General features: G+C 56.1%; 19 protein-coding genes. 17 read left to right on the top strand and 2 right to left on the bottom strand.

Annotation, left to right across the window (positions count from 1 at the left end):
- From M8009_RS18350 to M8009_RS18295, 12 genes are all read left to right on the top strand, one after another.
- A partial coding sequence (locus tag M8009_RS18350; protein WP_250059491.1) for a transposase domain-containing protein occupies positions 1-93 on the top strand: 93 nt, incomplete at its 5' end.
- Between the two features lie 967 nt (positions 94-1,060).
- Positions 1,061-2,548: a DEAD/DEAH box helicase family protein gene (locus M8009_RS18345; protein WP_250063847.1), complete on the top strand. Its 1,488-nt coding sequence runs from the start codon at positions 1,061-1,063 to the stop codon at positions 2,546-2,548.
- Positions 2,549-2,566: 18 nt separating this feature from the next.
- Positions 2,567-3,025 carry a helix-turn-helix domain-containing protein gene (locus M8009_RS18340; RefSeq protein ID WP_250063845.1) on the top strand — a complete coding sequence of 153 codons (459 nt, stop codon included), beginning with the start codon at positions 2,567-2,569 and terminating at the stop codon, positions 3,023-3,025.
- A 245-nt stretch (positions 3,026-3,270) separates the two neighbouring features.
- Positions 3,271-3,603 carry a hypothetical protein gene (locus M8009_RS18335; protein WP_250063843.1) on the top strand — a complete coding sequence of 111 codons (333 nt, stop codon included), beginning with the start codon at positions 3,271-3,273 and terminating at the stop codon, positions 3,601-3,603.
- Positions 3,603-3,971 (top strand): hypothetical protein, encoded by a 369-nt coding sequence (locus M8009_RS18330; protein ID WP_250063840.1) that lies wholly within the window; start codon positions 3,603-3,605, stop codon positions 3,969-3,971. Before M8009_RS18335 ends, M8009_RS18330 begins: the two co-directional genes overlap by 1 nt.
- Before the next feature lie 526 nt (positions 3,972-4,497).
- On the top strand, positions 4,498-5,763 hold the full coding sequence (locus tag M8009_RS18325; protein ID WP_250063838.1) for a phage portal protein family protein: 1,266 nt from the start codon (positions 4,498-4,500) through the stop codon (positions 5,761-5,763).
- The gene (locus M8009_RS18320; RefSeq protein ID WP_250063836.1) at positions 5,760-6,095 is read left to right on the top strand and encodes a hypothetical protein; all 336 of its coding nucleotides are present in this window, start codon (positions 5,760-5,762) and stop codon (positions 6,093-6,095) included. The genes M8009_RS18325 and M8009_RS18320 overlap by 4 nt, the downstream gene beginning before the upstream one ends.
- Positions 6,096-6,476, top strand: a complete 381-nt coding sequence (locus tag M8009_RS18315; protein WP_250063834.1) for a hypothetical protein — start codon at positions 6,096-6,098, stop codon at positions 6,474-6,476.
- 18 nt (positions 6,477-6,494) lie between these two features.
- Positions 6,495-6,827 (top strand): hypothetical protein, encoded by a 333-nt coding sequence (locus tag M8009_RS18310; RefSeq protein ID WP_250063832.1) that lies wholly within the window; start codon positions 6,495-6,497, stop codon positions 6,825-6,827.
- 14 nt (positions 6,828-6,841) lie between these two features.
- On the top strand, positions 6,842-7,849 hold the full coding sequence (locus M8009_RS18305; protein ID WP_250063830.1) for a major capsid protein: 1,008 nt from the start codon (positions 6,842-6,844) through the stop codon (positions 7,847-7,849).
- A gap of 164 nt (positions 7,850-8,013) precedes the next feature.
- On the top strand, positions 8,014-9,513 hold the full coding sequence (gene terL / locus M8009_RS18300) for a phage terminase large subunit (RefSeq protein ID WP_250063828.1): 1,500 nt from the start codon (positions 8,014-8,016) through the stop codon (positions 9,511-9,513).
- A gap of 9 nt (positions 9,514-9,522) precedes the next feature.
- Positions 9,523-11,739: a tape measure protein gene (locus M8009_RS18295; RefSeq protein WP_250063826.1), complete on the top strand. Its 2,217-nt coding sequence runs from the start codon at positions 9,523-9,525 to the stop codon at positions 11,737-11,739.
- 719 nt (positions 11,740-12,458) lie between these two features.
- Here M8009_RS18295 and M8009_RS18290 read toward each other — a convergent pair.
- A complete protein-coding gene (locus tag M8009_RS18290; protein WP_430886931.1) occupies positions 12,459-13,148 on the bottom strand; it encodes an AAA family ATPase in 690 nt (229 codons plus the stop codon).
- A gap of 75 nt (positions 13,149-13,223) precedes the next feature.
- Entirely contained in the window at positions 13,224-14,111 is an 888-nt protein-coding gene (locus tag M8009_RS18285; protein WP_250063824.1) for an NAD(P)-dependent oxidoreductase, read from the bottom strand.
- Between the two features lie 164 nt (positions 14,112-14,275).
- Between M8009_RS18285 and M8009_RS18280 the strand changes: the two genes are divergently transcribed.
- From M8009_RS18280 to M8009_RS18260, 5 genes are all read left to right on the top strand, one after another.
- Complete coding sequence (locus tag M8009_RS18280; RefSeq protein ID WP_250063822.1) at positions 14,276-17,014, top strand: cation-transporting P-type ATPase; 2,739 nt, start codon at positions 14,276-14,278, stop codon at positions 17,012-17,014.
- A gap of 340 nt (positions 17,015-17,354) precedes the next feature.
- Positions 17,355-17,711 carry a cupin domain-containing protein gene (locus M8009_RS18275; RefSeq protein ID WP_250063820.1) on the top strand — a complete coding sequence of 119 codons (357 nt, stop codon included), beginning with the start codon at positions 17,355-17,357 and terminating at the stop codon, positions 17,709-17,711.
- Positions 17,712-17,831: 120 nt separating this feature from the next.
- Complete coding sequence (locus M8009_RS18270) at positions 17,832-18,602, top strand: metallophosphoesterase (protein WP_250063818.1); 771 nt, start codon at positions 17,832-17,834, stop codon at positions 18,600-18,602.
- Positions 18,599-18,901 carry a DUF1294 domain-containing protein gene (locus M8009_RS18265; RefSeq protein ID WP_250063816.1) on the top strand — a complete coding sequence of 101 codons (303 nt, stop codon included), beginning with the start codon at positions 18,599-18,601 and terminating at the stop codon, positions 18,899-18,901. The genes M8009_RS18270 and M8009_RS18265 overlap by 4 nt, the downstream gene beginning before the upstream one ends.
- A 5-nt stretch (positions 18,902-18,906) precedes the next feature.
- A complete protein-coding gene (locus M8009_RS18260; protein ID WP_250063814.1) occupies positions 18,907-21,312 on the top strand; it encodes a DNA polymerase II in 2,406 nt (801 codons plus the stop codon).
- The last annotated feature ends 22 nt before the right edge of the window (positions 21,313-21,334 follow it).

The following is a 21,334-nucleotide window of genomic DNA, read 5'->3' as shown; positions in this document are numbered from 1 at the left end:
GCCTACCTGAAGGACGTGCTGGAACGGTTGCCGACCCAGAAAGCCAGCCAGCTCCACGAGCTCCTTCCGCAGAACTGGCAAAAAACCGCCTGACCATGCGCCGGCGGTGATGCCCGAACGCTTACGCTTGTAGGGGGCTTAGAAGAGCTTCCCACACCAAACAGGTACCCACACCAGGGGTGGAACCTTCAAGGCCCTTACGGGTACTCTAAAGCTCTCCCCCACACAGAGGGGGCTACCGCCCAAGATCACTGGGGAAGAGGTTAGAGGTCTTGGAAGGTGTTGAAGGGTGGTCGCTGTTGCTTCCTTGTTGGTTGAAGTGACCCTTCCATCAAGTAGAATCAAACCAACGAGGCGAGAGCCGAAGGTATCCTTGGTGGGGAACTCCTACCACTGTGAAGTTCACTGCCGACAGGCAAGACCATTCACAAAGCATATGAGTGTTTTTCATGTTGGTTTCTTGTGTTTCTCTCACGTAGAGGTGAATGGTAAAAGTTCTCATTACCCATTGACACAAGTACTACTGACCCTATAACATAGGGTTTATAGAGAGAACTTCACCAATGAACACCAAAGAAAGAAACCACTTGAGAAGGCACTTATAAGCTCTGAAAAGAGTTGACACAGACCCTATAAACGTGGTCTAATGTAGCAGAAGTTAAGGAAAAGTAGCACCCACCACTAGCAGACACAGGTGCCGAAAGGCTCCGACACTCCACACGGCTTGGGAAAATCCCAAAGGCTGTGGGATTCCCTTGTGCTAAGAATCTTGAAAGGTGCTGAGGTTTCACGCTTCGCTTTTGTGTTGTGTTTCAGTGACTTCTAACACCTTCCTGAAAAAGAGGGGGACAAGTTCCACTTCTCTTTCTAAGGGAAAATTCCCTATTTTTTGGTGAGTCTGTCCTTGTGACAGCGACCGATTCCCCTGTACTCAGCAACAAGACACTTGATTCCGAGTTTCCTCGGGCTTTGGTCGGCCTCTATCGGCTTGGCTTCAGGTGTCTTCTTGGTGCGTATGTGCATCGATAGAAATGACCAACACACAAAGAGGAAACAACACATGAAGCAATTCAAAGTAGTCTCAGCATTGATGGGCTCTGGCAAGACTCGTGAGTTTATCAACTGGGCGAAGCACGAAGAACGTGTGCTCCTGGCTGTTCCGAAGATCAACCTTGCCGAGTCTGTTGCAAAGCGTATGCGGACGGAAGGAATCAACCCTACGGTGATCCACTCAAACCAGTCTGAAGAGAGCCGCACAGCAGACCGTCTAAGTGATGCTCTGGCAGGTGGTGAGGGACACATCGTTACCACTCAAGCAAGCCTGCTGAACGTGTCTCCGAGTCTCCTGAAGGGCTGGAAGGTGGTAGTGGACGAGGTTCCCAGCCTGAACAAGTATCAGCGTACCAAGATTGTACCTTTCTCAGCGTTCCACGCACTGTTCGATGAATTCGTTAAAGTAGATGAAGACACAGATGTGTGTGGGTACCAAGGCTTCATCACTCAAGATGAGATGCGAGAACAGTTCTTCAAGTATCAAGGTACTGAAGAGACATCTTGCGAAGTGATGTTCCGGGGCATGTCTTCAAGCACTGCACGGGTATCGGTAGAGAGGCGACCCAAGGGCTTCATCATCAAGTCCGTTGATTACCACGACTGGCGACCGATTGTCGAGAGTGCTGAAGAGTTCACAGTGATGGGTGCTGCTGTCCATTGCTGGCTTTTCTACTGGCATCTTGTACTTCATGGATTCGAGCCTGTAATGAACGAGGAGCTTCAACCAAGCTTCAAAGGTTACAAGATTCCTCCTGTGCTGGTGCCCATGGTGGATACTCCGAACCTCAGCAAGACGATTATGACCACACTGCCAGACGGTACTGTGTCAGAGAACAACAAGTTCACCCGAGAGTGCTTCGGGCAGGATGTGGCAGACAATGCTGTAAGTGTCATGGATGGTGGTAAGAAGACTATCGTTCAAACTCATAAGTGGATGATGCCAGCGTTCAAAGGGAAGAAGAACCTTGAACTTATCGACTTCGACTCACGTGGTACCAACGACCATAACGAAGTAACACAAAGCATCAACATCATCCACGGCAATCCTGAGCCTATCGAGAAGCAAATGATTCTTGAGATGTTCGAGCTTATGGGTTTTGAGGAAGACCATATTGACCATTGTCTAGGGTGCATTCGACATGAACGGTTCCTTGATCCACTGGCACAAGCAATTCTCAGGACTAATCAAAGGGAAGTAGATAACCAGACCCAACAGGTGAAGGTGGCTGTCCCTACTCTAAACGATGCGACTGCACTGGAAGAGATGCTTGAAGGTGCTGTGATCGACAAGTCTCAAATGCTGAAGCCATACAAGAAAGCCCCTTCGAAAGAAGCAATGGCAAAGGACGAGTTGATTAAGGCTGTGTGTAAACGCTGGTCAGAAATGCAGGAGTCACGGAAGCCTAACGGTAAGAAGTGGACTCAAAAAGACTTAATGGCTGAATTCGGTATTAAGTGCCCCAAGACTTTGCGGGGGTACCTGAAAGCAGCATGACTAGAACAAAGGAACAAAATGAACGAACTATCCCGAACCTACATTGACAATCTTGAAGCAATCAGGATCACAGCTAACACAGTAAGCTATCACGGCTCTCTAGCTTCTAACAAACAGGCATACGACAAGACTAACCTAGTCCGTAAAGTCTGTCACAGTGTTGTTGAAGAGAACATCATCTGTATCTCAATCTCTGACCTAGCTAGACGTATGGGTGTTTCCCGTCAGTATATCCATCAAGTGCTTCAGAACAAAGATATCTTTCACGTGGAGAAGGATTCCCGTTTCGAGTACCTAATCTACGTTCATCCGCTGTTCTACTTTGTGGGGACAGAAGAACAACAAAAAGAAGCCCTCATTGAATGGTACAAGATGAATACCTACCGGGAAGGCTTTCAGCCATTCTCAGATACCAAGTTTATCAAAGCGTGGTACGAACAGTACCCCTCTGGTAACGCCTTCAAGTACACACTTTAATCCGTTGAAGGCTCTCTGTAGAGGGTCGGGTGATAAATAGTTGGCTTAGTTACCCAGCTATCAGTTAGGAGTTTACCGCCATGTTCCTCCTAGCGTTTCCTTTTCCCGGCCTTCTTCAGAGAGCCTTCAATTAAGCACGTAGTAGAGAGAGAGTCAGGTTCTAAGCATCTGGGATTAGTCACCCTAGAGTTATCTCCGCCTGGCTTTCTCCCTACTGCGTGTTTTCAAACTTAGGAGATGACCAAATGACCAACATTCCAGACTACATCCAAACTCACGTTCAAACCGCCATTATGATTGATAGCGGCTACCGTGGTGTTGTACCTCACCAGACTAAGTTCCTCTCTGTTCATCACGACACTGAAGGAGCACCCCGCTACATGGGTCCATTCCCGACCTTTGGAGAGGCTGAAAAGAACTTCCTTACCTATACCAGTGCTGCACTTATGGAGGCGGCTACCGCTTGGTATCAAGACCCTGAGTGTGTGATTGAACTAGCCGACTACCTGTTAGGTGTGGGGGATGAACTCTTTGAAGAGTTGTTTGATAAGTACCTCTCTGAGGAGGCTCCTTTCTAATGAGGCTGTTTGAACAAATCACCATAGCAGATATGAAGGAAGACACAGGTTATGCCTTCGCTCACAGGGCTTACCGTGAAGAAGACGAATACGGGGATCATGACCCACACATACATGGGCGGTATTGTAAGGCTCACTTTCAACCAGATGGTACCTTCAATGTTTGGATTTACGATCACGGGGAATCGAAGCTTGGTAAGTACGAAGACGGTATCAACTGGGGTGACATCAAAAGGATTACCCTAGCCATCAAGAAGAATCCTGATATCGCTATGACCCTTGAACTAGGGTACACAATGACTCTTGAAGAGCTAATCAAGTACGCTTCCTTGTTGGGTATACCTAAGCGGACTGGCCCCAAACAGTGAGTTACAAGGTCATAAACCCCTAGTTTAAGGGGGTACCCTGTACCTAGCTATTGAGGGGGGGGTTAAACTACCCCTTTTGACCCCCCTAACTCACTGGTGGAATGCGGGTTACAGCCCGTTTTTACAGTCCAGAAATGGACACCTCAGATACCGAAAAAGAGATAATTATGACTGCACTATCAATCCTATCAACTGTAGCTCTCTCGTTGGTGGTAGCCCCTGTGTTCATGCTCTGGCTTGTTGTGTCTTACAAGACCATAGACCGAATCCTAGAGAGAGACTTTAACGATGTATGAAACATTAAAAGACATCCCCGCTCACATCTTCAAAGATCGCATGTTGTGGACTCCCGCCAGTAAGGAACTCCATGAGTACCTGGCCTACCTGGCAGAGAATTTCCCCGACGATCTTGAGTACCTTTACTTGGCTTCACAACAATACATAAATTACAACGGGGGTTGGCGAGAATCCTTCCCCGCTTGGAAAAAGAAGCTTGTGAGTAGCCTTAAACGACTAGAAGGATCATATGACTAACATTACAACACATCAATCGAGCCCACTCCACCTAGAAAACACAATTGGGCATCTAGCTAGAAATGACCTGAACATCAACAATGCTTTCAGTACTTACCGTGAAATGATGTTGGATGGTGTTATCTCTGGGTCTATGTCTTTTCTTAAGTCTGTTATGTCACGGTCTTTCAAGATTGGCTATCACGAACAGAGTACCCAAGCCGAGAAAGCATTAATTACGGCTTTGAATACCTCTCTTGAAGGAATGCAGCCATACGGGATGAAACAGCTTGTGGGGAACTTCCTTACCAGTCTTGAATATGGCTCAAGCCTCAATGAAATTGTGCTAGAGCGTGTTAATGGTAAGTACGTCTTCAAAAATATCTCCCCTATCCACGTTTCAACCGTGAACCGCTATGAATTTAACCGGGGCAATCTAGAGCGAGTAGTTTTAGACCCCGCTGATAACGATGGCTTGATTGATAACGTAGAAGCCAAGCAAACTGAGATTGAAGGTTCAAAGCTCCTTCTAGTTCGTCTGGACCCTTCACAGGATCACCCGCTAGGTAGAAGCCTTCTTCACGGCTGTTACAAGTCTTGGAAGATGAAAGAGATTATCAGCGAGTACGAAACGATTGGTGTAGCTAAGAACCTCTCTGGCGTACTCAATATCTCGATTCCTTCCGACCATATCACCAAGTACCTGACAGACCCAGCAAGTGACGAAGCTATCTATACGGACAATCTTCTAAGGCAAGCTGAACTTCTCCACGCTGGTAAGTCTTCATATCTGCTTACGCCTTCAGACACCTATGATGGTGGTCAACGTCAGTTTGAAGTCACTACCGTTGGTGGGGAGAAGGGGAACAGTTCCTTTGAAGTCGGCAGCACTATCGCAAGGCTTAATAACGAGATTCAACTATCCCTTCAAACGATGCTTCTAAGTCTTGGTTCTGAAGGTGGCGGTTCCTTCGCTCTCAGTGATAGTAAGACTCAGCTTCTTACGATGTTTGTGAAGCACCTTCATAAGACTATCTCTTCAGAGTTCAAGAAGGCTATTCGACTTGCCTTTGAAACCAATGGACTTGAGACAAGCCGTATCCCTGAATTGATCTTTGAAGACATTGAGCAACTTGATTGGGAAGCCTTGACGAAGGGTTGGGCAAATCTCGCCAATGCCCAGCTAGTCACACCCGACCAGGGGCTAGAGAGTCACCTTAGAGAGATTGGTAAGGCTCCTAAAGCCAAGTACAGCGAACGGATTGGGGTAGACGTATGACACCTATTGAACAAGTACGGCTGAACATCGGTGACCTAGACGGTGACTATCTTCAGGACACTGTTCTTGAATGGCTCCTAGAACAAGCAGGGAACAGCGTACAAGAAGCTTCTATTGAAGCCCTTGAAACGATCCTTAACCAGATTGCCCTTAATCCCCAGCGTGAAAAGTCAGGGGGCTTTGAAGTCTGGTCCCAAAACATCAAGGCTCTTGAACGACGCCTAGAGTCCTTGAAGAAACGAAAGAAGACAAAGCGACTCGTTCCAATGGTATTCGGTACTGGTGGGCGGTCAGATTGGAAAGACATTGATAGCATTTTCGGAGAAAGATAAATGGCAGAAGAACAAAAGTCCTTGATGGAACGTATGAGGGAGTTTCAACAGTACGAAGAACAGCAAACGGAAGAAGCCCCAGCACAGGAAGAGGCAGAACCTCACACCAGTTCAGAAGAGATTAAAGAGAAGCTGAAAGCTTATCTCTATGATGACTCATTGGTTGAAGAGTTCGCTTCCGCCTTTATGAGCATCCCAGATAAAGACAGTCTTGGAAAGGTATTGGAAGTACTGGCCGCTAAAGAAGGGGAGATTAAAGCCCTAACTGAAAACAAGCAAGCCTTCCAACCTCAGTCTAATCCAGACGCCAAGCAGGCTCCTAAAACTGAAGAGCCTGAAATTGACCCCGTGGCAGCAATCCTTGCCCAACGTTACAAATAACCTTTAAAGGAAAAACAAATGAAAGTAGCAACTGTGAAAGCCCGTCAGGGTTCCACCTTCCTCGTTCATACTACCGATCTAGACGTTAACCTTGACGCAGTAGCCGTTAACGTTGCTGGTGAAGCTGGTGACATTCTAGAAAGTGCTGGTGTGAAAGTATCCGGTACCTCTACTGGTGTTATTGGTATTCTCGCTGAAGATACCGATGGTACTGGTAGCCCGGTCCGAGTAATGACCCGTGGTACGCCGAGTACTGTTGACCGTCAGAAACTCAACTATAACGATGCTGTTCAAGCCGACATTGATGCAATGCTTGAAGCTAAAGGCATTGTCGTAATTAACAACAAGTAAAGGAACCATAACACATGTCAGTAATCAATAACGATCTCATTGCAGACCGTACTGAAGCTATTAGCCGCGTACCCGCAAAGCCCGGCCTGATTAGCTCCATGGGCTTCTTCAAGCCCCGTATGAGTGCTCAAGACAACATTACTTTTGATATCCGTGATGGCTCTATCAAGACCCTGAGCGACAAGCTCCGTTCTACCGCTGATAAGAATACCGTGGCTGATCGAGAGTATGCCCAGCACGTACTTAAAATCCCGCACTGGCCACAATCCAGCCTTATCAGTCGTGACAACATCGCGGGTATCCGTGCCTTTGACTCTGAAGGTCAAGCACAACTTGCCAGTGTAATCGCAGAACACCTAGAGGATCACGCAGAAAATATTGATCTACATCTAGAACATATCCAAAACAAAATGCTGTTTGATGCCAAGTTGGTTACTGACAACTACGGCACCTATGATCTTGCTGAAGAGTTTGGCGTACAGCAGGGGCAGAAAACCCTGTCCTATAGTCAACCCGGCGATACCCTGAAGCAATTCCGAGAGCTCCAGAACGAAGGTAAAGCGGGTCTTATCAGTGGTCGAAGTTCGGGTTATGTCTTGTTCGCTTCTGAAGACCTCTTCGAGTGGCTGGTGGCTAACGGTGATCTTGTACGAGCCTTTGAACTGGGGATGGCTGGCCCCAACCCGTTGGTAAATGAAATGGGTGATGTTGGTGCAGGCTACCAAGCTATTAACTTTGGGGGCACCACGATTATCAACTATAACGATACCTTCACTCTGGCAAGCGGCTCTAAGGACTCTATCCTTGCCCCTGGTGCTGGCCTCTTTGTACCCCGTACCCAAGTCGGTAAAACGTTCTACGGACCTGAGAACAGCATGACAGGGCTGTCACGGGGCGGCGCTCGTTCCTTTGCCAAGACCATTAGAGACCCAAGGGACCGATATGTAGAAGTTACCTCCGAAACCAACGCTCTTCCGATTCTTGAAAGTGTCGGCGCTACCATCAAGGTAGACTTCGCGTAAAGAGTAGTAACAACCTTCAGGGGGCTATGGGGAAACCTGTAGTCCCCTTTTTTATGCCTGCTTTTCAGAGGTAATTAGCCTCTTGAAACTTACCTGTACCTAGCCCCCTAGTAACTAACTAGCACGGCTAATTACCTCTGAAAAGACTAGTAAAGGAGAACAATATGGCCAAACGATTCGTGAAGAGTCGTGAATATAAATTTCACCTCTCACAAGAAGAGTTATCAGAAATCCCCATCCATGCGCCACTATCGAAGAAGCAAGAGATGTACACCCAAGAGGAAGACGCGACAATTGTAGTAATGGGCGGTGCTGCTGCAAGTGGTAAGACCCAGACTTCTATTCATCGTATCTTCCTTAGGGCAATGAATGATCCCCATTACGTTTGTACCGTCCTTCGTCACAACAAGAATGCTCTTACTCAAGGTGGTTCATTCTGGGAAACCATCCGGCAAGAGTGGGAACCTTATGGAGTTTCTTTCAACGGTATTAGTAATGTTGCCCGCTTCCCTAATGGTGCCTTTGTAAAGCTTCACTATATCGACAACAACAAATCTGACTTCCAGTCTATGCAGTGTTCAATGCATATCGAAGAAGGGGCGGAACTGGGCATTCAGGAATCTGATGTTGTTTACCTTATCTCCCGTTTAAGGGGCAAGTCCAAGTACAAACCTCAGCTTACGATTACCTGTAACCCCGAAAAAGATAGCTACATGAGGTCTTGGCTTGAGAAGGGCGGTTATCTTACAGAGGATGGTTTCCCTAAGAAGGAGATGGACGGGAAGACAACATACTTTCTTCAAAAGAATGGAGCTATTGAATTCTTCCAAACAAGAAAGGAAATCGAAGACCTGTACGGTAAAGAGACAAGTACCTTTGCTCTTCCGTTTGTTTTCATCTCAGGTAACGTTGATGATAACCCATACATCTTGAAGCACGACCCCCAATACCGTTTCAACCTTCTTAATATGGAACGAGTAGAGAAAGAAAAGCTTTATGATGGTAACTGGTTAGCTTCAAGTACCGCTGAAGGATACGCCAAAAGGGAATACTTTAGAGAGATTGCTTTAAGTGATATTCCTTTGGGACTCCCCACAATGAGAGCGTGGGACTTTGCCGCTAGTAAACCTTCTGAAGCCTCACCGAATCCAGACGCCTCTGTTGGTATCAAGTGTTCATATGACAAGTCTACTGGTGATTTCTATATCCTTGATATGGTGAAGCTCAAAGACCGTTCAGCCGTAGTGGAACAAGCCCTTATCAAAGCAGCTAAAGACGATGGTACAGGCGTTTACGTGTCTATCCCTGTTGACCCTGGTGCTGCTGGTAAGCACTCCTCTGACCTTCGGAAAGCTAGGTTAATGTCGGAAGGTTCAAAGGTAGTACTCAGTAAGACACGAGGAAGCAAGCTTAGTAGGGCTGAACCTTTCTTACTTGCGCTACAGGAAGGGAAGGTACATATCCTGAAAGATGTATTCGACCAAGAAACATATACCAACATCGAGAACTTTACCGGAAAGCGCAACAAATTTTTCGATGATGAAATCGATAGTCTTTCGGATTGCTATAACAACTTGGTTAAAGGCAACCTTATCCCTTCGATCAAACTCCCCAACAAAGATAATGCCCGTCTTAGAAGTCTAGGCGGCAGCACTCTACTCTAAGGAAAACAAATGTCACAAATCGCCAGCCTCTTCGCTAATCTTGGTTTCACAATTGATACCCGAAACCTTGATAAGTTTGAACGATCCCTTACCGACACAGCAAAGAAGGTTAACCGTTTCGGTGATGGTGTTCGCCGTTCTACAGCACCAGTAAAGAAGCAAGTAGCAGGTATCACAGCCCTTCAAAAGAGGTACAACAAACTTGGTGGGGCTCTCTCTCAAGTACGCCAAGACTTTAGTAAGATCAATCAAGCTTATCGAGCCGGGGATATTTCCCTTGAGAAACGTAAGAGACTTCTAACGGATATCAACAACCGTTATCGAGAACTCAAACGTTCTACCGATAGTGCTACGTATGCTCAGAAGAGGTACAACAGGACACCAACCAAACAACGCCAGTCTATAAGGGAAAGGAGCCGTTCAGTCCTTCCAACTGTCGCTAGTGCTGCTGCTGGTGGTTATGCTGCTATCCGTTCCTCTCAGGCGTACCAGACCTACCAAGGTATTCAGTCGGGGCTAGTTGCTGCTACTGGTTCACGACAACAGGCAATCAAAGACTTTGAATATCTCGTTAAGCTGTCCAAAGACCTTGGCACCTTCATCGGTGATTCAAGTCAGTCCTTTATGCAACTGTCAGCAGCCGCTAAAGGGACCACACTCGAAGGGGAGGGGGTAAGGGGCATCTTCACCGCTGTAAGCTCTTACAGTCGTGTATTGAACCTTAGTGCTACCCAAATGGAGGGGGTGTACCGGGGCCTTACCCAAACCATCTCGAAGGGACAGCTTTATAGTGAAGAAGTACGTGGGCAAATCGGTGAAGCCCTCCCTGGTTTTATTCAAGCCCTTGCACGCTCTACAGGGTATATCAAGGAAGATGGTAACGCCGATGTAGCGGCTCTTAACAAAGCGATGGAGCTAGGCCAGATTCAGGCGGAAGACGTATACCCTGAACTCTCTGAAGAACTAATGAGGATGGCTAACGCTGGTGGTGCCTTGGAAGAGGCAATGAACAACACTGGTGCTGCCTTTGGACGCTTCCGAACTAACGCTTGGCTTGCCAACAAGACACTAAACGACAGTGGCTTTGATAAGGCAATCAGGAATGTAGTTAACCAGTCTTCTGAAGCCATTGTAAGGGCTGAACCGTTATGGATGGCTCTTGGTGCTGCCTCTGTTCATCTCGGCAATATGCTAGAAACGCCTATTGAGTTGTTCGGTGCATTGAACATGCATCTCCCCAAGGTAACTGAGTTTGTAGGGGAGAATGAACTAGCCTTCAAGGGTCTTGGTGCTGCTATTACGGCAACAGTGAAACCCCTAAGAACTCTCTTCCTGTTGTTTGTTGGTGTACAGGCTCTTAGTGATCTCTTGATTGACTTTGATCGTGATAGGTCAATGGCAGAATGGGCGGTACAGCTTGGCTTGATTGCTGGGTTACTCTATGCCTTGAAAGGCCCCCTGAAGATGGTAGGGCGGATGTTTGGCGGTATCCTTGGGACAGTCACCAAGATTGGTACAGCTACCTCTAAGATTCCTAAGACCCTCCCTGGTGCTGCCGCTAAAGAGACGGCTAAAGCTACCACAAAGAGAGTACCGGGGCTTGCTCAGGTTTGGTCTGCTTGGGAAGCTGCTAAGATTGGTATTGACGTATATAACGAGTACGATAAAGCCAAGGATGAAGCCCCCAAGGATTGGATTACTCGAAGGGCAGAAGAACGGGGTATTGATGTAACTGTAGACTCTGAACCCTTCTTTGATAGGGTGAAAGGGTGGTTTGAGAGTGGTACAAATGACCCCTTACCTGTACACAGTGTTGAAGTGCTGCCGTACAACCCTGCACCTATCAACCCCCCTGAACTGAATATCCCTAAGCCTGAAGTCTTCCATCAACTGAACGACTCCAATATTGATGAGTACTTTAAGTCCCTGAAGGGGCTGTCTCTTCCTGAAATTGATGTAAGTGTTGCGTCTCCTAAGCTTGATCTTAGTTTCTTGAAAGACTTGCTAGGGGGTGGTTTCCAGCCTTACGACTCCTCTACACTGCAACCCAACACCAATAACAGGCAGGAATCCACCTACAACATTGATGCCCCGATTACGGTAAACGTCGAAGGCTCGAATATGGATGCTCAAGACCTTGCAGGGGAGATTAGCAGTCAATTTGAAAGACACTTCAATTCTGTGCTTCGGTCAAGTTCAGCAAGCCAACAGATGGTAGAGAAGTAAGACCTGTCTTCTAGGTACGTTTTCTAGGCTAGTAGCTGGCTACAGATACCCAGAAACGCTTTGAAGGGTGCTGGGTAGGGGGTAGGGTAGGGTACCCCTTTGAAGCTCTTTGAAAGGAGGCGATAGTCTCCGACCATCTGGGGCTTAAAAAGATGTTGATAGACCCCCTCACCGTAGGTTGATTACCCCCTTTACCGTAAGTTGGTTCAGGGGGTTTTTTCGTTAGTTTTAGGGGTATATACGGGCTTAACAGTACGCAACCCCCCCTTGCCAGTGGACTCTACAATCCTGACAGGTGTGCTCAATAGTGGTCGTGTCGAGTACCTGTGTAGACGATGCTGGCGAGTGGAGAGTATGCAGGCGTGGCTAGATACTTGGGCATATCGTGGGCATACGGTAGGGGAGGGCGTACAGGGATCATGCATTTAACATAATCTTTGTTATACGTACCAATGGGCAGGCACATTAGAGAAGAGTGGGTATAGAGGATAGTTATAAGAGAGTGGTCTATAGTGATTATTTAGTTATATATGTAATCTTTCGGGACAGGACAGGAAGGCGAAGGAGGGGGCAATCTAGATTAAATGAAATGGACTTTGGCAAGAGATTGTTTAGATCATTGTGGCATTACTAAAGCTGTTTAGCTTCTGTTTGTCTAGATCAATTGTGAGGGTATTTGGCAAGAGATTGTATAGACTGTTTGGGCATTACGTTAGTGTTCACTGGGCAGGAGGGATGCCGAGTATCTCGTCAGAGATGCCGAGCGTACCCTTTAGATGGTGCATGTGGTGGTACATATTTGCTATACTCAGTGGGCAGTCCCTGGGAAAGACCCCTGTCGAATCAACACTCTGCAAGACCGCTCGGTATATTAACTCGATGTAGTGGAAGAAGCAGCGGCGCAGGAAGGCGTCGGGCAGCTCCTTCTCGTTGTTGGAGGTGATGACGATGATCGGGCGGTGACGGGCGGTGATGGTCTCGCCGGTCTCGTAGACATGGAACTCCATGCGATCCAGCTCCTGGAGCAGGTCGTTGGGGAACTCGATGTCCGCCTTGTCGATCTCGTCGATCAGCAGCACCACCCGCTCATCCGCGGTGAAGGCCTCCCAGAGCTTGCCGGGCTTGATGTAGTTGGCGACGTTCTCGACGCCCTCCACGCCCAGTTGGGAGTCGCGCAGGCGGCTGACCGCGTCGTACTCGTAGAGCCCCTGGGCCGCCTTGGTGGAGGACTTGATGTGCCAGGTGTGCAGTCGGGTGCCCAGGGAGGCCGCCAGCTCCTCGGCGAGCAGGGTCTTGCCGGTGCCCGGCTCGCCCTTGATCAGCAGCGGGCGCTCCAGGGTCACGGCGGCGTTCACCGCCTGCTTGAGGGCCTCGGTGGCCACATAGGTGGAGGTGGAATCAAACGCCATGGGTCGTGCCTCGGCAGGTCGTCGGGAGTTGGAATGAATCAAACAAGTGTACGGAAGGGCGACGGTGGCGACAAATCACCGCCCCCCTGCCGGACGATAGGCCTCCACCAGGATCGCCGGGTCGTGCTCGGCGTGGCCGTGCCTGGCCTGGGCGCGCATCAGCTGGGCGGCCAAGCCGCTCATGGGCGTGGCGCTGCCGCTGCGCTGGCTCTGGGCCACCGCCATGTCCAGGTCCTTGAGCAGGGTGCGCAGGTGCCAGGGCGGGTCGGCGAAGTCGCTCGCCGCCATGCGCGGGGTGAGGATCCGGAAGGGCTTGGAATCGGCAAAGCCGTCGGCCAGTGCCTCGGTGAGCCGGGTGGCGTCCACGCCGCTCGACTCGGCCAGGGCCACCATTTCGGCCAGCACCGCCGCCTGGCAGCCGACCACCATCTGGTTGCAGACCTTGGTCACCTGGCCGCTGCCCACCGGACCCATATGGGTCACCCGGGCGGAGAGGGGCGCCAGCACTGGCCGGATCGCCTCGATATCCCCGACGTCGCCGCCGCACATGATGGCCAGGCTGCCCGCCTCGGCGCCGGCAACACCACCGGAGACCGGTGCATCCACCCAGCGCATGCCGCATTCGCTCTCGAGCCAGTCGGCGAAGTCACGCGTCGCGGCGGGGTCGCTGCTGGAGAGGTCGACCAGCCGCTGGTCGGCACGTCCGTGCTGGGCCACGCCCCCCTCGCCGAACACCACGTCCTCCACCACGGCGGTGTTAGCCAGGCAGAGCAGTACCACGTCCACTGCTTCCATCAGTTCGTCGATCGAGCCAGCCACCCGGGCGCCGGCCTCGCCCAGGGGGGCGGCCTTGGCGGGGGTGCGGTTCCACACGGTCACGTCGAATCCCGCGGCCAGCAGCCGGCGTGTCATGGGGTTGCCCATCAGGCCGATGCCGATGAAGCCGAGGCGAGGCTGGGTCATGGAGGGTCTCCTGGCGAACTGGACTGGAGAGGCAGCATGCGTGATGGAAGGGTTTTGCAGCAACTCGGCTTGTCCGGCGAGGCAGGAATGTGCGAGAAGCGTAGGAAACCGGACCGATGGCGTGCCGGCTCTGGGAAGGCAAGGGCGCGACAGGGGGAGGAGCCATGCAGCGAGAGCGGTGCGAGAGGTCATCGGAGAAGCGCGATGCCCCCGTCTGGCACAGCCAGGAGCCTGCCGCCGTCCTCTATGGGCTTGCGGCCTCGGAACAGGGCCTGACCGCCGAGCAGGTAATGGACCGGCTGGCGCGCCATGGCCACAACCGCCTGCCGGTTCCGCCCCATAGCGGCCCGCTGCGTCGCTTCCTGCGTCAGTTCCACAATGTGCTGATCTATGTGCTGCTGGCCGCCGCGCTGGGCACGGCCCTGCTGCAGCACTGGGTCGACACCGGGGTGATCCTGGGGGTGGTGCTGATCAATGCCATCGTCGGCTTCCTCCAGGAGGGCAAGGCGGAGCAGGCCCTGGCGGCGATCCGCGGCATGCTCTCACCGCGGGCCGTGGTGATGCGCGACGGGAAGCGGCGCACGGTTCCCGCCCAGGAGCTGGTCCCCGGTGACCTGGTGTTCCTCCAGGCCGGGGACCGGGTACCCGCCGACCTGCGCCTGCTGCGGAGCCACAACCTGCGCATCGACGAGGCGATGCTCACCGGCGAATCGGTGGCCGTGGACAAGCAGACCGCGGCCGTGGACGCGAACGCCGACCTGGGCGACCGGCGCTGCATGGCCTTCTCCGGCACCCTGGTGGCCTTCGGCCAGGGGCGGGGCGTGGTGGTGGGGACCGGCGCGCACACCGAGATCGGACATATCTCGACGCTGCTCGGAGAGGTGGAGACCCTGACCACGCCGCTGCTGCGCGATATCGCCAGCTTCGGGCGCTGGCTCTCGGGGGCCATCGTGGTACTGGCCGCCATCACCTTCGTCTTCGGCTACTGGGGACGCCACTACGACCTCCTGGAGACCTTCCTGGCGGCCGTCAGCCTGGCGGTGGCGGCCATCCCCGAGGGCCTGCCGGCGATCATGACCATCACCCTGGCCATCGGCGTGCAGCGCATGGCGCAACGCAACGCCATCATCCGCCGCCTGCCAGCGGTGGAGACCCTGGGCTCGGTCACCACCATCTGCACCGACAAGACCGGCACCCTGACCCGCAACGAGATGACCGTGAAGACCCTGCTCACCGCCGAGGAGCATTTCGAGGTCAGCGGGGTCGGCTACCAACCTCTGGGTGGTTTTCGTCGCGCGGGCGAGGTGGTGGAGGTCGCGCAACACCCGGTGCTGGCCGAGGCGCTACGGGGCATCCTGCTGTGCAACGATGCCGAGCTTCAGGAGCGGGACGGAGCCTGGCAGCTGGAGGGCGACCCCACGGAAGGGGCGCTGGTGGTCGCCGGGCTCAAGGCGGGGCTGGATGCCCGAGAGGTCGCCAGGCGCTATCCGCGTGCCGACGTGATCCCCTTCGAGTCCCTCTACAAGTTCATGGTCACCCTCCACCATCACCACGAGAGCGGTCAGGGCATGCTCTTCCTCAAGGGGGCGCCGGAGCGGGTGCTGGCCGTCTGCGACCGCGAGCGCACCCGGGAGGGCGACCGCCCGCTCGACCGGGTGCGCTGGGAGCAGCGCATGGAGGCAATCGCCGCCCGGGGACAGCGGCTGCTGGCGGTAGCCCTCAAGCCGGTCGATGCGGAGCACCGCACCCTGTCCTTCCCCGACGTCGAGCAGGGCGGCCTGACCCTGGTGGCGGTGTGCGGCCTCATCGATCCGCCCCGTGACGAGGCGATCGCCGCGGTGAAGGAGTGCCAGCAGGCCGGCATCGTGGTGAAGATGATCACCGGCGACCATGCAGTCACCGCCCGGGCCATCGCCGACGAGATCGGCATTTCCACCGCGGGCGGGGTCATCCCTGGGCACGCCCTGGAGCAGGTCTCCGATGCGGACCTGGAGCGCCTGGTGCGCGAGGTGGATGTCTTCGCCCGCGCCACGCCGGAGCACAAGCTGCGCCTGGTGCGTGCCCTCCAGGCAGGCGGCCAGGTCGTCGCCATGACCGGCGACGGCGTCAACGACGCCCCGGCCCTCAAGCGTGCCGACGTGGGGGTCGCCATGGGGATCAAGGGCTCCGAGGCCGCCCGGGAGGCGGCCGCCATGGTGCTGGCCGACGACAATTTCGCCTCCATCGCCCATGCCGTGGAGGAGGGGCGTACGGTCTACGACAACCTGCGCAAGGCCATTCTCTACATCCTCCCCACCAATGGCGGTGAGGCGCTGACCATCATGGCCGCCGTGCTGCTGGGGGTGACACTGCCGCTGCTGCCGGCCCAGGTGCTGTGGGTGAACATGGTCACCGCCGTGACCCTGAGCCTGGCCCTGGCCTTCGAACCCGCCGAGCCTGGCGTCATGCGCCGTCGCCCACGGGATCCCGGCACGCCGATCCTGTCCGGTTTCCTGATCTGGCGCGTGCTCTTCGTCTCGCTGCTGCTGCTGGCGGGGACCTTCGGTCATTTCCTGTGGATGGAGCAGCGGGGCGTGGAGATCGAGCTCGCCCGCACCGTGGCCATCAACGCCCTGGTGATGGGGGAGGTCGCCTACCTCTTCAACAGCCGCTACATCCTCGAGCCAGCCTGCAACCGCGCCGGCCTGCTGGGCAGCCGTGCGGTACTGATCGCCGTGGGCGTGCTGGTGGTCCTTCAGGGGCTATTCACCTATGCGCCACCGCTGCAGTTCCTGTTCGGCACGACGCCCCTGGGCGCGAAGGAGTGGGCTAGCATCCTGGCCTTCGGGGTGGTGCTCTTCGCCCTGGTGGAGCTGGAAAAGGCCCTCTTCAAGCGGCGTGAGCGAGTCGGTTCACGGGAGTGAGCCGGTGTGGCACTGCCTCGCCATGGCGCACCCCGCGGCCGGAAGGCGCCCGTATGGTGCAGTGCCGCATGATATCGCTCGGCCCGGACCCGGACCCTGAACTGGGTGCTTTTTATAACCTATTGTATTGAAAGAGAAGCTAGTATTTCTGGCGCGATCCTCGCAAAGGGATGGCCATGATCGCCGAACCAGATGGCGATTCACCGAGTGAGCTGGCGTGCTCCAACTGGTCCCCTTCGGGGGGCCTTTTTTATGCGTCGCACATGGCCGAACGAGATTCGCCCGCTACCGGGGCCGAGGCTGCTATGGTCATCGCAGCGGTGCCAGGAATCATTCGGTCATGCCGCGGCGCATGATCGCCCATGTCGAGGAGCGCAAGGCGATGGCGAACCTGTTCGAGGCGATACCCGAGGGCCTCAATCAAGAGCTGTTCGAGGAGGTCGTGAGCGGCCGCGCGGTGACGGTGGAGCGCATCGTGTCGCGAGGCCACACCTCGCCCGACAGTGGCTGGTACGACCAGCCGCGCCACGAGTGGGTGCTGGTGCTCAAGGGCAAGGGGGTGGTGGCCTTCGAGAACGGCGAGCCGGTGACGCTCGGCCCGGGCGACCACCTGGTGATTCCCGCCCACTGCAAGCATCGTGTCGCCTGGACGGCCCCGGATGAGGAGACCCTCTGGCTGGCGGTGCACTACGACTGAGGTTGGTCCCGGTGGGGTTCGCGACCCGCGGCGAGGCCTCGCGGTGCCGAGCGGGCGGTAGTGTTCGCTTGGTCCGTGCATCACACTGGCGCGAATGGCTCGCTGCACGGGGAACTGACCATGCGCCTGAGGGTACTTTCCGACCTGCACCTGGAACACTTCGACAGCCCACCGGTACTGCCGGAGGCAAGCGCCGATGCGGTGATCCTGGCCGGCGACATCCACGCCGGTATCCAGGGGCTCGGCTGGGCAGCGGAGCGCTTTGCCGGCACCCCGATCCTCTATGTCCCCGGCAACCACGAGTTCTACGGCAGCGGCATGCCCGTGCTGCGCCAGGAACTGGCCGCCGAGGCCGTACGGCTCGGCATCCACCTGCTGGATAACCGCTCACTGACCCTGGGCGGCGTGCGCTTTCACGGCACCACGCTATGGACCGACTTCGCCCTCTACGCCGGGCTGCCCGATCACGACCCGCTGCTCACCGAGGCCAGGGCGCTCGCCCTGATGCCCGATTTCCGGATCATCGAACAGCCGGAGGGGGAGGTGTTCACCCCGCAGGAGAGCCGCCGCCTGCATGGCGAGGCCCTGGCCTGGCTGGAGGCGGAGCTGGCGCGGCCGTTCAGCGGTCCGAGGGTGGTGATCAGCCACCATGCGCCCCTGGCCGACTGCATCCCGCCGCGCTACCGCGGCGATGTGCTCTCGCCGGCCTTCGCCTCCCATCTGCCGCAGCTGATGGGGCGCATGGATCTCTGGCTCCACGGTCATGTCCATGAGCCGGTGGAGCTCGAGTCCGGCGGCACCCATGTCATCGCCAACCCCGGCGGCTACCCCGACGAGTTCGTCCCGCCGCTCTTTGCTCCCGACCTGATCATCGAGGTGAAAGGCCCATGACGCTGCTGTTCGGTGCCTATCTGCTGGCGAGCCTTGCCGCGGTGGTCCTCTATCGCATCGACAAGGCCGCGGCCCGGCGAGGCGAGCGGCGCATCCGTGAATCGACCCTGCAGCTCGTCGCTCTCGCTGGCGGCTGGCCGGGGGCGCTGCTGGCGCGGCGCTGGTTTCGTCACAAGACCCGCAAGCAACCCTTCGGCACGGTCCTGTGGGGCTGTGCGGCGCTGAACATCGGCCTGGTGGCGTGGCTGGCAACGGCGGAGGCCGCCGCGGGCCTGCGCCGGCTGGCCGGTCTGGAGTAGGGCACTTGACGACGCAGGGCACCGTTCAGGGAGGAGGCAGCGCCCGGCGCGGCTTTATCCTCACCCGGCACTGGGAAGACACGCCCCGGGGCACCGAGGTCAGTGTCTGGCTGGCTACCGACGAGGGTCCGCTCAGGGTGCGCCTGCCGCCGCAGCCCTCGGTGGCCTTCCTGCCGGTCGAGCAACGCGAGCGGGCCGAGGCCGTGCTGGCCGGCGAGCCGGGCATCACGCTGCGCGCCCTTGAACTGCGCGACTTCCACCGGCGCCCGGTACTCGGCCTCTACTGCCGGCAGCAACGCCAGCTGAGAACCCTGGAGCGCCGCCTGCGCGACGCTGGCGTCGAGCTGCTCGAGGCCGATATCCGCCCGCCGGAGCGCTACCTGATGGAGCGCTTCATCACCGCGCCCGTCGAGGTGAGCGGAGTGCCGGACGCCGAGGGCGGCCTGGTGGAGGCCCGTCTGCGCCCGGCGCCGGAGTACCGCCCGCGGCTGCGCCCGGTGTCGCTGGATATCGAGACCAGTGCGAAGGGCGAGCTCTACTCGATCGCGCTGGAGGGCTGCGGGCAGCGCCAGGTCTATATGCTGGGGTCGGCCAACGGCAGGGAGGGCGAGCGCGACTTCGCGCTGGACTACTGCAGCTCCCGGGCCGAGCTCCTCGAGCGGCTCAACGCCTGGTTCGCCGAGCATGACCCCGACGCCATCATCGGCTGGAACCTGGTGCAGTTCGACCTGCGCATCCTTCGCGAGCACGCCGAGCGGCTTGGGGTGCCGCTGCGGCTCGGGCGCGGCGGTGCCGAGATGGAGTGGCGCGCCCACGGCCATCAGACCCGCCACTTCTTCGCCTCGGCTGCCGGGCGGCTGATCATCGATGGCATCGAGGCGCTGCGCTCGGCCACCTGGCACTTTCCCTCGTTCAGCCTGGAGAACGTCGCCCGCACGCTGCTCGGTGAGGGCAAGGCGATCGATAACCCCTACCAGCGCCTCGACGACATCCTGCGCATGTTCGCCGAGGACAAGACGGCGCTGGCCCGCTACAACCTCAAGGACTGCGAACTGGTGACGCGGATCTTCGAGAAGACCGAGCTGCTGGAATTCCTGCTCGAGCGGGCCACGGTGACCGGCCTGCCCGCCGACCGCAGCGGTGGCTCGGTGGCGGCCTTCACCCACCTCTACCTGCCGCGCCTTCACCGGCTGGGCCTGGTGGCGCCCAATCTCGGCGAAGGAGAGAGCGCCGAGAGCCCCGGCGGCTTTGTCATGGACTCGCGGCCCGGCCTCTATGACTCGGTGCTGGTGCTCGACTTCAAGAGCCTCTATCCCTCGATCATCCGCACCTTCCTGATCGACCCGGCGGGGCTCGTCGAGGGGCTCGCCGACCCCTCGGAGGCGGCCTCGGTGCCGGGCTTTCGCGGCGCGCGATTCTCGCGCACCCGTCACGCCCTGCCGGCAATCGTGGAGCGGGTGTGGGCCGGGCGTGAGGCCGCCAAGCGCGACGGCAATGCGCCGCTCTCCCAGACGCTGAAGATCATCATGAACAGCTTCTACGGGGTGCTGGGCTCCAAGGGCTGCCGTTTCTTCGATGCGCGGCTCGCCTCGTCGATCACCATGCGCGGCCACGCCATCATGCACCGCACCCGGGAGCTGATCGAGGCCGAGGGGGTGACCGTGATCTACGGCGACACCGACTCTACCTTCGTCTGGCTGGGTCGCCCCTTCGAGGAAGACGAGGCCGCGCTGATCGGCCGCCGGCTGGTGGCCCGGGTCAACGCCTGGTGGCAGGCGCACCTGGCGGCCGAGTACGGCCTCGAGAGTGCCCTGGAACTGCAGTTCGAGACCCACTACCGGCGCTTTTTGATGCCCACCATCCGCGGCGCCGAGGCGGGCAGCAAGAAGCGCTATGCGGGGCTGGTGCAGGACGGCGAGGGCAACGAGAAACTGGTGTTCAAGGGGCTGGAGACGGTGCGCACCGACTGGACGGAGCTCGCCAAGACGTTCCAGCAGGAGCTCTACCGGCGCGTCTTTGTCGGCGAGCCCTGGGGCGACTACGTGCGCGACTATGTGCAGGCCTTCCTGGGCCGTGCCCGGGAGGGGGAGCTCGACGAGCGGCTGGTCTATCGCAAGCGGCTGCGTCGGCGCCTCGACGACTATCGCCGCAACGTGCCGCCCCACGTGCGTGCGGCGAGGCTTGCCGACGCCGAGAACGACCGCCTGGGCCGACCGCGCCAGTACCAGAATGGCGGCTGGATCCGCTACGTGATGACGCAGGCCGGCCCCGAACCCTTGGAGGCCCACCACTCGCCCATCGACACCGACCACTACCTGACCCGCCAGCTGCAGCCGGTGGCCGATGCCATCCTGCCCTTCGTCGGCGACGACTTCGCGGCTCTGATCGACCGCCAATTGGGACTGTTCTAAGCGGGCCGAAGCCTGAGGGGGC

The organism is Halomonas gemina (assembly GCF_023554995.1).
GTDB classification, from domain to species: domain Bacteria; phylum Pseudomonadota; class Gammaproteobacteria; order Pseudomonadales; family Halomonadaceae; genus Halomonas; species Halomonas gemina.
Note: the sequence above shows the minus strand (reverse complement) of the source record. Positions and strands in the feature narration are given on the sequence as shown.

What these genes read in the sequence shown, in the direction of transcription:
- M8009_RS18275 (WP_250063820.1), top strand. Translation starts at nt 17,355, where the DNA reads ATGCCGCGGCGCATGATCGCCCATGTCGAGGAGCGCAAGGCGATGGCG.
- M8009_RS18305 (WP_250063830.1), top strand. Translation starts at nt 6,842, where the DNA reads ATGTCAGTAATCAATAACGATCTCATTGCAGACCGTACTGAAGCTATT.
- M8009_RS18315 (WP_250063834.1), top strand. Translation starts at nt 6,096, where the DNA reads ATGGCAGAAGAACAAAAGTCCTTGATGGAACGTATGAGGGAGTTTCAA.
- M8009_RS18330 (WP_250063840.1), top strand. Translation starts at nt 3,603, where the DNA reads ATGAGGCTGTTTGAACAAATCACCATAGCAGATATGAAGGAAGACACA.
- M8009_RS18290 (WP_430886931.1), bottom strand. Translation starts at nt 13,148, where the DNA reads ATGGCGTTTGATTCCACCTCCACCTATGTGGCCACCGAGGCCCTCAAG.
- M8009_RS18310 (WP_250063832.1), top strand. Translation starts at nt 6,495, where the DNA reads ATGAAAGTAGCAACTGTGAAAGCCCGTCAGGGTTCCACCTTCCTCGTT.
- M8009_RS18325 (WP_250063838.1), top strand. Translation starts at nt 4,498, where the DNA reads ATGACTAACATTACAACACATCAATCGAGCCCACTCCACCTAGAAAAC.
- M8009_RS18340 (WP_250063845.1), top strand. Translation starts at nt 2,567, where the DNA reads ATGAACGAACTATCCCGAACCTACATTGACAATCTTGAAGCAATCAGG.
- M8009_RS18265 (WP_250063816.1), top strand. Translation starts at nt 18,599, where the DNA reads ATGACGCTGCTGTTCGGTGCCTATCTGCTGGCGAGCCTTGCCGCGGTG.
- M8009_RS18270 (WP_250063818.1), top strand. Translation starts at nt 17,832, where the DNA reads ATGCGCCTGAGGGTACTTTCCGACCTGCACCTGGAACACTTCGACAGC.
- M8009_RS18335 (WP_250063843.1), top strand. Translation starts at nt 3,271, where the DNA reads ATGACCAACATTCCAGACTACATCCAAACTCACGTTCAAACCGCCATT.
- M8009_RS18295 (WP_250063826.1), top strand. Translation starts at nt 9,523, where the DNA reads ATGTCACAAATCGCCAGCCTCTTCGCTAATCTTGGTTTCACAATTGAT.
- terL (WP_250063828.1), top strand. Translation starts at nt 8,014, where the DNA reads ATGGCCAAACGATTCGTGAAGAGTCGTGAATATAAATTTCACCTCTCA.
- M8009_RS18345 (WP_250063847.1), top strand. Translation starts at nt 1,061, where the DNA reads ATGAAGCAATTCAAAGTAGTCTCAGCATTGATGGGCTCTGGCAAGACT.
- M8009_RS18320 (WP_250063836.1), top strand. Translation starts at nt 5,760, where the DNA reads ATGACACCTATTGAACAAGTACGGCTGAACATCGGTGACCTAGACGGT.
- M8009_RS18280 (WP_250063822.1), top strand. Translation starts at nt 14,276, where the DNA reads ATGCAGCGAGAGCGGTGCGAGAGGTCATCGGAGAAGCGCGATGCCCCC.
- M8009_RS18285 (WP_250063824.1), bottom strand. Translation starts at nt 14,111, where the DNA reads ATGACCCAGCCTCGCCTCGGCTTCATCGGCATCGGCCTGATGGGCAAC.